The organism is Streptomyces sp. NPDC088400, from assembly GCF_044753355.1.
Lineage (GTDB): Bacteria > Actinomycetota > Actinomycetes > Streptomycetales > Streptomycetaceae > Streptomyces.
Window position 1 is genome coordinate 802,380 of sequence record NZ_JBIVMZ010000003.1, and the last position, 14,669, is coordinate 817,048.

Genomic DNA, 14,669 nt, shown 5'->3' on the forward strand with positions numbered 1-14,669 from the left:
ACGGGCGGAAGGTGCTTCCGGTTCGACACACGAACGCATGCGACCGGCAGCGGGCCGCGCCACAATGGAAACCACCGGGATCACCACCGCGGTATCCGCCGGACGGAGGAGGCGCGTTGTGCCGAGGACCAGTGTCCGGGAAGCCGTGCGGGACCTGCTCGACACGCACGGCCGTACGTACGCCGATCAAGCGCATGTCCACTTGCGGAACACACCCCAGCCGCTCTATCAACTCCTGGTGCTGTCCTGCCTGCTGAGCGCTCCGATCCGCAGTGACACCGCGGTCGCGAGTTGCCGCGCGCTCTCGGACGCGGGGCTGCGCGACGCGCGGCGCATGGCGGACGCGACCTGGCAGGAGCGCGTGGATGCGCTCGGCAAGGGCGGCTACCGGCGCTACGACGAGCGCACGGCGACGCAGCTCGGTGTGGGCGCCGAGTTGCTGCTGGCCGAATATCACGGCGATCTGCGCCGGCTCCGGGCGAGAGCTGACGGGGACATCGACGTCCTGCGATCGCTGTTGCGGAAGGTGCCGGGGCTCGGCCCCGTCGGCGTCGACATCTTCCTGCGGGAGGTGCAGGGGATCTGGCCGGAAGTCGCACCGTACCTGGACAAGAAGGCCCTCCAAGGCGCACGCGAACGCGGGCTGCCGGACGATCCCAAGGCGCTGGCGCGGCTGACCGGTGACACCGATCCGGCCCTCTTCGCGGCGGCGATGGTCCGGGCCGCGCTCGAAAGGAGCGGGACTCGGAAGGGGCAGGCCACACTCGGCAAGAGCTGACGCGAGGCGCTCGGCAAGGGCTGACGCGGGGCCGCCTTCCCGCGGTTTCCACGAGTGGGGAGGCGGCCCCGCGTCAGGACCGAACGGCGTACCGTCAGCCGTGCGGAGGCTTGTCGTCGGAGGGCGGCTCCTGCGAGCCCAGCTGCTCGTCCATCTTCTTCTGAGCGCTGTCGACCTGGCCGCTGTACTTGTTCCCGGTCTTCCGGTCGAACGCGTCGCCGGCCTTCTCCACGCCCTGGTGGGCCGTGTCCTCGTGCCCCTTGATGAGGCCCTTCAGCTTGTCGAGCATCGACATGGTCCGCTCCTCGCTCGGGACGTACTCACGTCCACCTTCCCCGCTGCCCGGCGATCGCGCATCCGCAGCCCGCACAGGCCGCACCGGTGCCGACACCGGCACCGGTCAGAGCGTCGCGCTCGCCCGGTCCTTCGGCGTCCTCTGCGCGTTCCCGCGCTTCGTGACAGAGGTGTCCGGCGGGGTGACGGTCCAGTCGGGGTGGCCGGGCATCCGAGGTGTCTTCGTGCCGTAGAGCCAGTCGCCGAGGAAGCCGGACAGATCCTGGCCCGACACGTCGGAGGCCACCGCGATGTAGTCCTTGGTGGACGCCGCCGCGTTCCGGTGGCGCTCCAGGAAGGTGCGCTCGATTCGGTTGAAGACGTCCTCGCCGACCAGTGTCCACAACGCGTACAGGACCAGCACACCGCCGGCGTAGCGCTGACTGTCGAAGAGGGTGTTCGCCGTGGGAGCGGCGACCGGGCCCGAGTCCCGCCGCCACTGGTCGCCCCGGGCGTAGACCATCTTCATCCGGTCCTCCATGGTGGTCAGCCCCTGTGAGTCGGGCCAGCCCCGCTCGTCCCGGTAGAGCAGCCCGTAATAGTCCGCGTGCCCTTCGTTGAGCCACAGATCGGCCCAGGTGGCGGGCGAGACGAGGTCGCCGAACCAGCTGTGGACCAACTCGTGGATCATGTGCGAGCCGATCGCCTTCTCCTCCTGGAGAAGGTAGTTCGGCTTGTAGATGGTGAGGGTCTGGGTCTCCAGGCCGGTGAAGTCGAAGGCGTTCTCGTCGTCGGTGTTGGCCGGAAGAATGCCGTACGTCTCGAACGGGAATCCGCCGAGCCGTGTTTCCACCCAGGCGAGTTGACCGGGCGTCAGAGAGAGGGCAGGCTCAAGTGCCCTGGCCCGCGCGGTCGGTACGACATCACGCAGCCGGAGCCCGCCGGGGCCCTGCCGCTCGACCACCTCGTAGTCGCCCACGGTGAGTTGCACCATCTCGGTGGCTATCGGGTCGCGCGAGTGGTACGTGGACGTGGTCACACCGCCCGCACTCGTGGTGGAGACCCGCGAGCCGCTCGCGACGGCCGTCAACCCGTCGGGCGCGGTGATACGGAAAGTGAAGTCGGCCTTGTCGCTGGGGTGGTCGTTGCAGGGGAAGACCGTGCGCGCCAGGTCGGGCTGTCCGGCCACGGCGAAGCCGTCAGGCGTGGGCACCCAGCCGTTGTGCGGCGCCTGGAGCTTGCGCGGGTCGGCGGTGTAGTCGACCCGTACGACCAGCCGCGCGCCGTTCTCGACGGTGGACGGCGGGGTGATGACCAGCTTCTCGGTCCCCTGCTCGAAGGCCGCCGGTCGGTCGCCCACCGTGACGCCGTGGATGTCGAGGCCGAGCGAGTCGAGGGAGAAGCGGGACAGGTTCTGGGTGGCGTACGCGGTGATCGTGACGCTCGCATCGACGAGCTTGGCGGCCGCGCGGTAGGTGAGGTCCAGCAGATACGCCGAGACGCGGTAACCGGTGTTACCGAGCACGGGGTAGACCGGATCGCCCAGGCTGTCGCCGCCCGGAGTGCCCGGGGGTTCGGAGTTCCCGGAACGCCCGGCCCCGCCGACGCCCTCCGCCCGTGCGGACGGGGCAAGGGTGACAGCTGCCGCTGTGCCGAGGAGCGCGGCAGCGGGTGCCGTCACTCGGGTGCGGTATCGCATGTTTCTCTTTTCGGTCTGTTCCCTGCGGATCCGCAGTCACTCGAAATGACGCCGAACCGATGGAACCACCTGAGTACGATCCCGTGTGGGAAATGACCGGGCCAGGCCTCGGGCGCCCACGATTCCCACACCGTCCACGCACACGCGCGCCTTGTCAGGGCGCCGCGTTGAGCAGATCGAGCGCGCTGTGCTGGCGTGCGGCGTCCGTCGTGTCGAGCGGTCCGTTCCAGCGCAGTCCGTACTGGTCGAGCGGGTTGCGGTCCCGCGCGTACGCGGTGTCGGCCTGCTTCTTCAGATACGTCGTGTACGGGTGGTCGGCCAGCGCCGCGTTGAGCTTGCCCAGACCACGTACGTGCGCGCCCTTGAAGGACGGCCCGTCGGCCCCGCAGTCGCCCCCCTCGCACGGATCGCGCAGGATGCCGTCGGCGGTGTTCAGGGAAGAGGAGGTGGTGGCGGCGTCGGCGATCTGCCGGGCGGTGGTGAGGAGTTGGCCGTCCTGGGTGGCGCGGTGCAGTTCGGTGAGCGCGCCGAGCAGCACACCCTGGTTGTACGACCAGACGGCGCTGCCGTTGTTGCGGCAGGTGGACAGGTCGATGCCGTCGTTGACCAGCCGCGAGCCGTTGAGCATGCCGGTGCCCTGGAACCAGGACCAGCCGGCGCGCGCCCGGTTCAGATAGGCGGTATCGCCCTGGATCCGGTTGTGCAGGGCCGCGTTGAGCTGGATGTAGAGAGAGTTGGAGATGGCGTTCTTGTATGTCTTCGCGGTGCTCCACCACACACCGCCGCCGCACGTACCGTCCCAGTAGGCGGCCATGTGGTCGGCGTCCGCGCGGGCGGTGTTCAGGTAGCGGCTGTCGCCGGTCGCGTCGTAGGCGGCGACCCAGGCGAGCCCCCACCACCCCGTGTCATCGATGTACTCGTTGCGGAACTGGCCGTCTTTCGCGTTCAGTTGCCGGTCGTACGTGTTGGCGATGGCGTACCGGTAACCGGTCATGCCGGTGACGCGGATGTTGTCGATGACGGCGGTGAGCGCGTTGGCGGAGTTCCACCAGCCGCTGGTGTCGAAGAGCCCGGTGCCATTGTTGTAGAACTGCATCTGCGCGGTGGCCGCGGCCGTACGGCGGTCGGCCGCGTTCCATGTCGTACGTGCCCAGGGCGTGCACGCGATGTCCGTACGGTCGCCGGCCTTGCCGCAGGCGCGCAGGGCGCCGACGCCCCGGTTGTTCCAGTCGTCCACGTTGTACATGAGGGTGCGCCAACCGCGCTGCCCGGCGGGCACGGTGGTGATACCGAGGCGGCTGCCGGAGCTCCAGGTACGCCCGCCGTCGAAGGACCGGTCGAGCCAGACCTGGTCCCCCGGGCTGCCGTTGCCGAGGGAGGCCCAGCCCATCGCGTCGCGGTCGTCGAAGTGGAGGGAGATCGACCGGGAGAAGATCGTGGCGGAGACGGGGGCGCGGTCCTGCGGTGCGAGCGCGGGATCGCGGGCGTCGCAGTACGTATTGCAGATGGCGGCATCGGAAGCGGCCGCACCACGACTGGACTCTCCGGGACCGGCCACACCGGGGCCCGCCTCACCGGGACGGGCAACAGCCGGTGGGCTCAGCGTGGTGAGAGTGCCGACGACAAGAGCGGTGACGGCCGGCACCACCACGCGCCGCATCCGGGCTGACATCGATGTCCACATGAACGGCTCCGGGTCGGGCGGCGACGTTCCCGGAACGGTAGAACCGCGACACGCCCACGTCAACGAAGAGTTCCGGACAGTGCGTACCCGCCAGGGACACAACGCCGGATGGACAGGGCAGGGCGTCGGCTATCTCACGGGCTCCCCCTCCGTGGTCACCCGGGGCAGGACCCTGTCCAGCCATCGGGGCAGCCACCACGCGCTCGTGCCGAGCAGGGTCATCACCGCCGGTACGAGCAGGAGGCGGACGACGGTCGCGTCGATGAGCACACTGACGGCCAGGCCGAGGCCCAGCATCTTGACCACGATGTTGTCGCTCAGGATGAACGCGGCGAAGACGCTGACCATGATGAGTGCGGCGCAGCTGATCACACGGGCGGTGATCTCAAGTCCGTGCGCGACACTGCCCCTGCTGTCGCGGGTGCGCAGCCAGGCCTCGTGGACCCGGGCGAGCAGGAAGACCTCGTAGTCCATGCTCAGGCCGAAGACGATGGCGAACATCATCATCGGCACATAACTCTCGATCGGCACCGTCCCGGAAACGCCCAACGAGGGCCCTCCCCAGCCCCATTGGAAGACGGCGACCACGACTCCGTACGACGCGGCGATCGACAGCAGATTGAGCACGGCGGCCTTGAGCGCCACCAGGAGCCCGCGGAACACCATCAGGATGATGAGGAACGCCAGGGCCACGACGACGGCGATGATCAGTGGGAGCCGAGCCGAGATGATGCCGAGGAAGTCCTCCTGCGCGGCCGTCGTGCCGGTCACATACGTGGTGGCGGCGGTGCCGGACACCCCTTCGGGCAGGGCGTCGTCCTTGAGACGGTGGAAGAGGGCGGCCGTCCCTGCCGCCTGCGGGGCGGTGCTGGAGATGGCGGTACCCGTCAGCAGTTGGCCGTCGCCGGTGGGTTGGAGCGGGCTGACACTGGCCGCGCCCGGGACGTCCGTGAGCGCTTTGCTCAGGCTGGACGCCAGCGCGGGGCGGTCGGCCGACGGGACCAGGGTCTGGTCGACGACGAGGGTGAACGGCCCGTTGGCACCGGGGCCGAAACCGGCGGCGACGAGGTCGTAGGCGCGCCGGTCGGTGAAGCTTCTGGGGTCGGCCCCGTCGTCGATGTGGCCGAGGCGGATGGAGAACACGGGGATGGCGAGAACGCCCACGGTCACGAGTCCGGCGAGCAGGAACCACCAGGGACGGCGCTGCACCCGCCGGGCGTAGCGATGCCACCCTCCGTGCGCCTCGGCGGGCTGCCTCGTACTGCCCGCGCGCGGCTCCGGCGCGCCCGCGCCCGCCCTCGAACCGCTTGCCCTCGTACCGCCCCCGTCCGACGCCGACTCCGTACCGCCTGCCCTCGTACCGCCCGCGTCCGACGCCAACTCCGTACCGCCTGCCCTCGTACCGCCCGCGTCCGACGCCAACTCCGTACCGCCTGCCCTCGTACCGCCCGCGGCCGACTCCGTACCGCTCTCCGCGACCGGCCGTCGGACCCGGTAGCGGTCGATGCCGCGTCCGACGAGTCCGAGCAGGGCCGGCACCAGCGTGATCGCGCCGGCGACCGCCGTGACAACCGTGACGGCGGCGGCCACGCCGAGCTTCCCGATGAAGCTGACCTGGGACACGTACAGCCCGGCGAGGGCGACGATGACGGTGCACCCCGAGACCAGCACGGCGCGACCGCTGGTGGCGACCGCGCGGCCCGCCGCTGTCACCGGGTCGGCGCCGTCCATCACCTGCTGGCGGTGACGGGTGATCAGGAACAGCGCGTAGTCGATGCCGACGCCGAGCCCGATCATCGTGGCCAGGGTCGGTGAGACGCTCGCGAAGGTGGTGGCGGCGGCGATGAGGCTCAGGCAGCTCAGTCCGACGATGACACCGATCAGGGCGGTGAGCAGCGGAACCACGGCGGCGATGACACTGCCGAATCCGATCAGCAGGACGACGACCGCCACGGCGAACCCGATGGCCTCACTGGTCAGATCGGCGGGCTTGGGCCGGGCGAGTTCGCCGAGCGGGCCACCGTACTCGACCTCGACACCGGCGGCGCGCAGAGGTTCGACCGCCTGGTCGACCCCGCGCAGGTAGGAGTCCCCGAACGCGGTGGGGTTCCCGTCGAACCGGACCGTGATGTACCCGGTCTTCCCGTCGGCGGTCAGCGCCCCGGTGGGCGGCGAGGACGGCGTCGCGGGCAGCGGGCTCTCGGCGGACAGGACATGCGGAAGTTTCTGGAGGGAACCGACCGTCTCGTCGATCTGGCTCCGTACGGCGGCGAGGGACTTCTGCCCGTCGTGGAGGACGATTTGAGCCCCGATGCCACCCGCCCCGGGCGCGTGCGCGCCGAGTACGCGCGCCCCGTCGTCCGACTGCGTTCCGGGGAGGGAGAAGTTGTCGGAGTACGCACCGCCGACCGCGCCCTGAAGGCCGTGCAGCCCGCCGAGGGCGACCAGCCAGGCCACGATGACCACGACGAAATGCCGGGCGCACCACTCCCCCAGCCGCTGGAGCAGGCCGCCCCGGGCCCGGTCTCCCGGCGCTCGTGCGTCCGTACCGTTCTGCGAATTCATACGTTCCTCCCAGCGGGCGCGGAAGCGAGTACGGAAGCGGGTGCGGACAACAACCGACCTGACAAATGTCGGCATTTTATGCCTGAGGTCGGGAAAAACAGCATTCAGGCCCCCACCGGGCGTGCCGCGCCCACCCATGGCCCGAACTGGCCTTTCTTGAACTCCTCTTGACGGAGGAACACCGGCCTGTATGGTCTAGTCCAAGTGGTCGAGACCTTTTCTTTCGCAACGCCCCACGCGGAGCGGGAAAGGGAATCCACCACCGCCCTTCGCCCCTCTTGGCCCCCCACACTCGAGAGGCCGGCCCGCCCTGTTCCGCATTCCCCCATGAATCGGAGAGCGTGCGGGAAGGCCTATGTGAAGGAGTAATCATGCACGCGAAAAGGAAGCTGGCCGTCGCGCTCGGAGCCGTTGTCGCCCCGGTGCTCGCCATGAGCATTCCCGCAAGTTCCGCCAGCGCTCACGGATATATCTCTTCGCCGCCGAGCAGGCAGGCCCAGTGCGCTGCCAAGACCATCAGCTGCGGAGACATCACGTACGAGCCGCAGAGCGTGGAAGGGCCCAAGGGCCTGACCAGTTGCAGTGGTGGAAATTCACGGTTCTCCGACCTCGACGACGATTCAAAGGGCTGGGCCGTCACGCCCGTCAGCAGCACCACCTCGTTCAACTGGAAGCTGACGGCGCGTCATTCCACCAGCACCTGGCAGTACTACGCGGGCGGCCAGAAGATCGCCGAGTTCAACGACAACGGGGCCCAGCCGGGCGAGACCGTCAGCCACCAGGTGAACTTCGGTGGCCTGTCCGGCAAGCAGAAGGTGCTGGCTGTCTGGAACATCGCGGACACCTCGAACGCCTTCTACGCCTGCATCGACGTGAACGTCGGCGGCTGAAGAGCCGGTCCCGCTCCAACGCGCGGCGTGTGAGCCCCTGTTCTTCCCGTGCGGGGGCTCATCCCGCCATCCACCCCCCACCACACGCGTACCGGGCCGTCGCACGCGCGGCGGCCCGGCATGAGGAGTGATCACCACATGCGTCAACGCGCCATCGGACTTCTCTCCGCGACCACCGCGGCCGCCGCACTCTCCCTGCTGGCCCTCGCACCGTCCTCCGTCGCGCAGACAGGACAGCCGGACCTCACGACGCGGACGTCCTCGGTCGCCCAGGCCGCGCCCGACACGAAGGCGGCCGATTTCATCGTCAGCGAGGCCCAGTTCAATCAGATGTTCCCCAACCGGAACTCGTTCTACAGCTACAGCGGTCTGACCGCCGCGCTCAGCGCCTATCCGGGATTCACCGGAACGGGAAGCGACACCGTACGGAAGCAGGAAGCCGCGGCTTTCCTGGCCAATGTCAGCCACGAGACCGGCGGCCTCGTCCACATCGTGGAGCAGAACCAGGCGAATTACCCGCACTACTGCGACGCGACACAGCCTTACGGCTGCCCGGCGGGTACGGCCAAGTACTACGGGCGCGGCCCGATTCAGCTCAGCTGGAATTTCAACTACAAGGCCGCGGGTGACGCCCTGGGCATCGATCTGCTGAACAACCCGGACCTCGTGCAGAACGACTCGGCCGTCGCGTGGAAGACCGGACTCTGGTACTGGAACACGCAGAACGGTCCGGGAACGATGACACCGCACAATGCCATGGTGAACGGTGCCGGATTCGGCGAGACCATTCGCAGCATCAATGGCAGCCTCGAATGCAACGGTGGGAATCCGGCCCAGGTACAGAGCCGCATCGACAAGTACAGGAGCTTCGCCCAGGTCCTGGGAGTCGACCCGGGCGGCAACCTCAGCTGCTGAGCCGGCAGCCTCCGGTGCTGAGCAGCTGAGCTGGTGACAGCGTCGGCCACGCCGGCAGGGACGGGTGCCGTCGGCCTTCCGGTCGGCGGCACCCATCTGTCCGTCTGTCTGTCTGTCTGTCTGTCTGTCTGTCTGTCTGTCAGGACACGGTCACGGTCACGACAGGGCGGCACGTGTGCGCCGCCGACGGCTCATGCCCAGCGGGCCGTCAGCCGGTGGGTGCCGGCCGGGCAGGCGTACAGCGCGCCGAGCGGGTCGGCCATCCCGTCGCCCGTGGCGGAGGCCCCCACGAGCAGTACGTTCCAGGGCAGTTCACTCCCGGTCTCCACGACGATCTCGTCACCTGTCCGACGGGTGGTGAAGACCGCCGCCGCACCCGATCCGTCCGGTGCGGGGATGGAGGTGACGACTTCTCCGCCCTCCGGCCGCCCACCGTACGGTCCATGACGATCCGTCAGATCACTGTCGGCCGGGGCGTACACGCGGAGCGTCACGCCGTCCGACCAGTCGTATTCGGGCCCCTCGGACCCGGCGCCGAACGGGATCACCGAGCCGGGCCTGGCCAGCAGCGGCAGGGTCTCGAAGCCGTGTGTCTCGTGCTGCCAGCCGGGTCCCGAGACCTGTGTGCCGGTGAGCACATTGGTCCAGGTGCCCTCCGGCACGTAGTACTCGACCGTGCCCTCCTCCGTGAAGACCGGCGCCACCAGCAAGTCGTCGCCGAGCATGTACTGCCGGTCGAGCGGACGGCAGGCCGGATCGTCGGGGAAGTCCAGCAGCATCGCGCGCATCACGGGCGTGCCGGTGTCCCTGGCCTGGGTCGCCGAACGGTAGAGGTACGGCATCAGCTGGTGCTTGAGGCGGGTGAAGGAGCGGGTGACGGCGACGGCCTCTTCGCCGTAGTCCCACGGCACCCGGTAGGACTTGCTGCCGTGCAGCCTGCTGTGCGACGAGAGCAGCCCGAACTGGACCCAGCGCTTGAAGACCGCGGGCGACGGGGTGCCTTCGAAACCCCCGATGTCATGGCTCCAGAAGCCGAAACCGGACAGCCCCAGCGACAGTCCGCCACGCAGCGACTCGGCCATCGCGTCGAACGTGGACTCGCAGTCGCCGCCCCAGTGCACGGGCAGCCGCTGCCCGCCGGCGGTGGCGGAGCGGGCGAAGAGCACCGCCTCGCCCTCGCCGCGCTCCTCCAGCAGCAGGTCGAACACGGTCTCGTTGTACAGCTGCGTGTAGTAGTTGTGCATCCGCTCCGGGTCCGAGCCGTCGTGCCACGCCACATCGACGGGCACGCGCTCCCCGAAGTCGGTCTTGAAGCAGTCGACGCCCTGGCCGAGCAGCCGGCGCAGCTTCCCGGCGTACCATTCGCGGGCTGCCGGATTGGTGAAGTCGACCAGCCCCATGCCGGCCTGCCACCGGTCCCACTGCCAGACACCGCCGTCGGGCTTCTTGAGCAGGTAGCCCTCGGCCATCCCCTCCGCGAACAGCGCGGACTTCTGCGCGATGTACGGATTGATCCAGACGCAGACGCGCAGGCCCTGCTCCTTCAGCCGGGCGAGCATGCCGTCCGGGTCCGGGAAGACGTCCGGGTCCCAGACGAAGTCGCACCACTGGTACTCGCGCATCCAGAAGCAGTCGAAGTGGAAGACGCTCAGGGGGATTTCGGCATCCGCCATGCCCTGCACGAACCGGTTCACCGTCGCCTCGTCGTACGAGGTGGTGAAGGAGGTGGACAGCCACAGGCCGAAGGACCAGGCGGGCGGCAGCGCGGGGCGGCCGGTGAGCGCGGTGTACCGGGCGAGGATCTCCTTGGGGCTCGGGCCGTGGATGACGAAGAACTCCAGCGACTGGTCCTCGACGCTGAACTGGACCCGCCCGACGGCCTCCGATCCCATCTCGTAGGACACCTTGCCGGGGTGGTTGACGAAGACGCCGTATCCCCGGCTGCTGAGGTGGAACGGGACGTTCTTGTAGGCCTGTTCGCTGCTGGTGCCGCCGTCCGCCTGCCACAGGTCGACGGTCTGGCCGTTCTTGACGAACGGGGTGAAGCGCTCGCCGAGCCCGTACACGCTCTCACCGACGCCGAGGGCCAGTTGCGCGAGCATGAAGTGACGGTCCTCGGCATCGGTCATGAAACCGGCGCCGCGCCTGCCGACCGAGGTCAGGGTCTGCCCGCCGGCGGTGAAGTCCAGCTGCCAGGGGGCGTCGGTGTCGGTCTTCAACGAGAGGTCACCGGAGGTGAGTTCGATCGCCGTACCCTCTCTGACCACCTTGGCGTGGGAGCCCTCCGCGCCGGACGCGAGCGCGAACTCCGGGCGCCGTGGGACGCCTCCGCCATGGTGGGTGCAGCGGACACCGATCACTCCCTCGGCCGGTGACCAGCACTCGACCGTCAGCAGCGGGCCGTTGAGAGTGTCGCCCCGGTGGTTCACCTGTGTGACGGGCGCGTAGAGGGTGAGTCGGTCGTCGGCCACGACGGCGTCGGCCACGGAGACCGCGTAGCTCGCGGTGACGCCGGGACGCATCTGCCAGTAGCCGTCAGTGAACTTCATCAGTGCTCCTGCTCCTGCTCGTGTGTGGATTCCGGGGGTGTGTCCGGTGGGTCGATGTGCCCGGTGCGGTCGGTCTGTTCGGCGCGGCCGGTGCGTCCGGTACGTTCAGTATGTCCGGAGTGGCCGCTCTGCCGCGGCCGGTCTACTTGACGGAGCCGCCGGTGATTCCCGCGGCGACATACTTCTGGGCCACCACCAGCAGGATCGCGGCGGGCACGGCCGAGATGACAGCCGTCGCCATGACCGCGCCCCAGTCGCTGACATGGGCGCCCATGAACTCGTACATGCTCAGTGTGATCGGCTTGACGTCGTCCGTGGTGTTGAGCGTCAGCGCGAACATGAAGTCCGACCAGGCGAAGAGGAAGGTGAACAGGCCCGAGGTGATCAGGGAGTTGCGGCTCATCGGCAGCACGACACGGACGAATGCGGTGAACCGGCTCGCCCCGTCGACCAGCGCCGCCTCCACGGTCTCCTTCGGGATCGACACCATGAAGGCCCGCAGCAGCACGATCGAGAACGGCAGCCCGAGCGACGCGTCGGCGAGGATCAGTCCGAGCACGGAGTTGACCAGATGCAGGTCGACATACGCGCTGTAGAGCGCGTTCGCGATGACGATGCCCGGCACCATCTGGGTGATCAGTGTGCCGAACACGATGGTCCGGCTGCCGCGCAGCCTCAGCCTGGCCAGTCCGTACGCCGCCGGAGCCGCGAGCGCCAGACAGACCGCGACCGCGCCGAGCGAGACCACGAGGCTCGTCAGGAGCGAATCGCCCTGACTGCTCAGTGCGCGCCGGAAGTTGTCCCATCCCGGCGAGGTGGGCAGCCAGTGGGTCGCGGCGAGACTCTCACCGGGCTGGAGGGCGATGTTGAGCATCCAGTACAGCGGGAAGAGCAGGATGACGAGAATGATCAGCGCGACAACGGTGTTGCCGCTCCGGCGCGGGGTACGGGTGGCGGTCATGGCGGTCACTTCCCCGGTCCGAAGTCGGTGCGGTTGGCCCGCAGATAGAGCACGGCGAACACCGCGCTGACAAGAATGAGGACGTTGCCGACCACGGCTCCCTGCCCGAAGTTCATCTGCTGGAAGGAGAGTTGGTAGGTGACCGTGCCGAGGGTCTGGGTCGAGTCGGCGGGACCACCGCCGGTCAGGGCGAGGATCAGATCGAGGATCTTCACCGTCGACATGAAGCCCAGGATGAGTACGACGGTGACGACCGGGCGCAGCAACGGCAGGGTGAGGCTGCGGAACGTACGCCACGCTCCCGCACCGTCGAGTGCGGCGGCCTCGTACAGATCGCGGGGGATCTCCTGGAGTCCGCCGTACAGGATCACCATGTTGAACGGGATGCCGATCCAGATGTTGACGAGGATCGCGGACATCAGGGCGATGCTCGGGCTGCTGAGCCACGGTACGGGCTCGGAGGTGAGGTGCAGGTTCGTCAGCAGGGTGTTGAGCACCCCGCTGTCCTGGTCCAGGAGTTTGCGCCAGATGACGGCCGAGACCACCATCGGGACCAGCCAGGGCAGCAGCAGGACGGCGCGTACGACGCCGGACAGGCGGAAGCGGCGGGAGAAGAACACGGCGAGTGCCAGGCCGATGGTGAACTGGCCGAGCAGGGAACCGAAGGTGAAGACGAGGGTGTGCCCGAGCGAGCCGGTGAACAGCGGGTTGTCGAACACACCGCGCCAGTTGTCGAAGCCGTTGAAGGGCGCCTCACCGGTGAAGTAGGTGCGTGGCGTGTAGTGCTGGAAGCTCATGGTGACGTTGCGTACGAGCGGATAGCCGAAGAACACCAGCATGTAGAGGACGGCTGGGGCGACAAAGCCCCAGCGCAGCAGTGAACCCCGGCGTCCGGGCGCGCGCTTGGCCGTGGCGGTCCCGGCGGAGGGCGACGCGGGGACGGAGGTGGCGGTGACGGTCATGGCGGTTTCCTCACTCGCCGGCCGCGACGGCCTGTGACTGGGCCCGCTTCAGGGCGGCTTCGGGGGTGGAGCGGCCGGTCAGCACGGACTGGAAGGCGCTCGCCAGCGCGTCGGAGACGACGGGCCACCGCTCCCCGACGCGGTCGGTGCGGGAGCGGCCGGTGCCCACTTCGTCGGCGAACGCCCCGAGCTTCGGATTCTTGGCCTTGTATTCGGCCGCCGCCGTCACGCGTGTGGGTACGTTGTTCCGGGACTGGCCCCAATCGACCTGATTCCGCTGCTCGTTGAGACAGTTGATGATCCTTGCCGCGGTCTTCTGCCGTCCGGAGTCGCCGGTACGGGGAAGGGTCATGACCGTGCCGCCGATCGGGGGCACCGGGGGCCGGCCTGCCTCGGGGACGGGTATGGCGGCGACCGCCCAGTTCAGATCCTTGTGCTCGTTCAGCACCGGCACGTTCCAGGGACCGTTGATCATCATCGCGGCCCGCCCGGCGATGAACTGCTCGGCGATGTCCTGCTGGTTCCAGGTGACCACGGCGCTGGAGGCGGACCCGCTGTCGATCAGGTCCTTCCAGAGCTGGAGCGCCGGGGCGCCCCTGCCGTCGTCCAGCCGGGATTCGTCACCGCCGGCCGACCAGAAGAACGGCAGGAACTGGTAGACGCCGTCGGCGTCGGGGGTCGCGCTGAAGGCCATCCCGTATGTCTTGCCCCGGGTGAGCTTCCTGGCGGCCGTCCGCAGTTCGTCCCAGGTGGTGGGCGGTTCGACGCCGGCCTTCTTCAACAGGTCGACGTTGTACATCAGGGCGAGGGAGTTGACCGACCGGGCGATGCCGTACTGGGTGCCCTTGAAGCTGCCCATGGTCCCCGCACTTGCGGACATTCCGCCGACATCGACTCCCGCGTTCCTCAACGGGACGAGACCGCCGGTGGCGGCGAACTGCGGCAGCTCGGAGCCGTCCAGATCCAGGATGTCGGTCAGCGAGTGGGACGAGGCCATCCGGAGTGCCTTGGACACCACCTGGTCGGCGGGCACGCTGACCTGACGGACCTTCACACCGAGCGGCTTCGCGCAGCGGTCGTAGAACTCCTGCTCCTGGGTGTGTTCGATGTCTGTCGCCGAGTTCAGCACCGTGATGACTCCGGGGTCGGGCTCCTTCGCACACCCGGAGACGCCGGACACGGTCAGCAGAACGGTGGCCATGGCGGCCGGGAGGATCGCGGCCGGCGCCGGAGGACATCGACGAGAGAACTGCATGATGAGGTGGCTCTCCGTTCGGTCTACGGCTCTGTAAAGGAGACGGAGGTGGTACGAGGCGAGGTCGGGGCGGGATCGGGGGCGGGGGCCGGCGCGGTACGGAGTCGGCGGTCCGCGTCTACGGATGGTGGCGTGTCG

The 14,669-nt window shown here is 68.7% G+C and carries 11 protein-coding genes; 3 read left to right on the forward strand and 8 right to left on the reverse strand.

The window, feature by feature from the left end; all coding sequences use genetic code 11:
- The first annotated feature begins 118 nt into the window (after nt 1–118).
- A complete protein-coding gene (locus ACIQD6_RS11135; protein WP_401880671.1) occupies nt 119–778 on the forward strand; it encodes an endonuclease in 660 nt (219 codons plus the stop codon).
- A gap of 94 nt (nt 779–872) precedes the next feature.
- Here the strand turns inward: ACIQD6_RS11135 and ACIQD6_RS11140 are convergent, their stop codons facing one another.
- From ACIQD6_RS11140 to ACIQD6_RS11155, 4 genes are all read right to left on the reverse strand, one after another.
- Nucleotides 873–1,073 (reverse strand): antitoxin, encoded by a 201-nt coding sequence (locus ACIQD6_RS11140; protein WP_401880672.1) that lies wholly within the window; start codon nt 1,071–1,073, stop codon nt 873–875.
- 105 nt (nt 1,074–1,178) lie between these two features.
- Nucleotides 1,179–2,750 (reverse strand): M1 family metallopeptidase, encoded by a 1,572-nt coding sequence (locus ACIQD6_RS11145; RefSeq protein WP_401880674.1) that lies wholly within the window; start codon nt 2,748–2,750, stop codon nt 1,179–1,181.
- A 154-nt stretch (nt 2,751–2,904) separates the two neighbouring features.
- Nucleotides 2,905–4,422, reverse strand: coding sequence for a glycoside hydrolase family 76 protein (locus ACIQD6_RS11150; RefSeq protein WP_401880676.1), 1,518 nt, complete (start codon nt 4,420–4,422; stop codon nt 2,905–2,907).
- A gap of 141 nt (nt 4,423–4,563) precedes the next feature.
- Complete coding sequence (locus ACIQD6_RS11155) at nt 4,564–6,999, reverse strand: MMPL family transporter (protein WP_401880678.1); 2,436 nt, start codon at nt 6,997–6,999, stop codon at nt 4,564–4,566.
- A gap of 371 nt (nt 7,000–7,370) precedes the next feature.
- Here ACIQD6_RS11155 and ACIQD6_RS11160 point away from each other — a divergent pair, with 371 nt between their 5' ends.
- Together ACIQD6_RS11160 and ACIQD6_RS11165 are read left to right on the forward strand one after the other, a co-directional pair.
- The gene (locus ACIQD6_RS11160) at nt 7,371–7,889 is read left to right on the forward strand and encodes a lytic polysaccharide monooxygenase auxiliary activity family 9 protein (RefSeq protein ID WP_401880680.1); all 519 of its coding nucleotides are present in this window, start codon (nt 7,371–7,373) and stop codon (nt 7,887–7,889) included.
- Nucleotides 7,890–8,027: 138 nt separating this feature from the next.
- Nucleotides 8,028–8,804, forward strand: a complete 777-nt coding sequence (locus ACIQD6_RS11165; protein WP_401880682.1) for a chitinase — start codon at nt 8,028–8,030, stop codon at nt 8,802–8,804.
- A gap of 191 nt (nt 8,805–8,995) precedes the next feature.
- Here the strand turns inward: ACIQD6_RS11165 and yicI are convergent, their stop codons facing one another.
- The 4 genes from yicI to ACIQD6_RS11185 all read right to left on the reverse strand — a co-directional run bounded on the left by yicI (nt 8,996) and on the right by ACIQD6_RS11185 (nt 14,477).
- Nucleotides 8,996–11,353 carry an alpha-xylosidase gene (gene yicI, locus ACIQD6_RS11170; RefSeq protein WP_401880684.1) on the reverse strand — a complete coding sequence of 786 codons (2,358 nt, stop codon included), beginning with the start codon at nt 11,351–11,353 and terminating at the stop codon, nt 8,996–8,998.
- A gap of 142 nt (nt 11,354–11,495) precedes the next feature.
- Nucleotides 11,496–12,314 carry a carbohydrate ABC transporter permease gene (locus ACIQD6_RS11175; protein WP_401880686.1) on the reverse strand — a complete coding sequence of 273 codons (819 nt, stop codon included), beginning with the start codon at nt 12,312–12,314 and terminating at the stop codon, nt 11,496–11,498.
- A 5-nt stretch (nt 12,315–12,319) separates the two neighbouring features.
- Complete coding sequence (locus tag ACIQD6_RS11180; RefSeq protein ID WP_401880688.1) at nt 12,320–13,276, reverse strand: carbohydrate ABC transporter permease; 957 nt, start codon at nt 13,274–13,276, stop codon at nt 12,320–12,322.
- 10 nt (nt 13,277–13,286) lie between these two features.
- On the reverse strand, nt 13,287–14,477 hold the full coding sequence (locus ACIQD6_RS11185; RefSeq protein WP_401880690.1) for an extracellular solute-binding protein: 1,191 nt from the start codon (nt 14,475–14,477) through the stop codon (nt 13,287–13,289).
- Between the last annotated feature and the right edge of the window lie 192 nt (nt 14,478–14,669).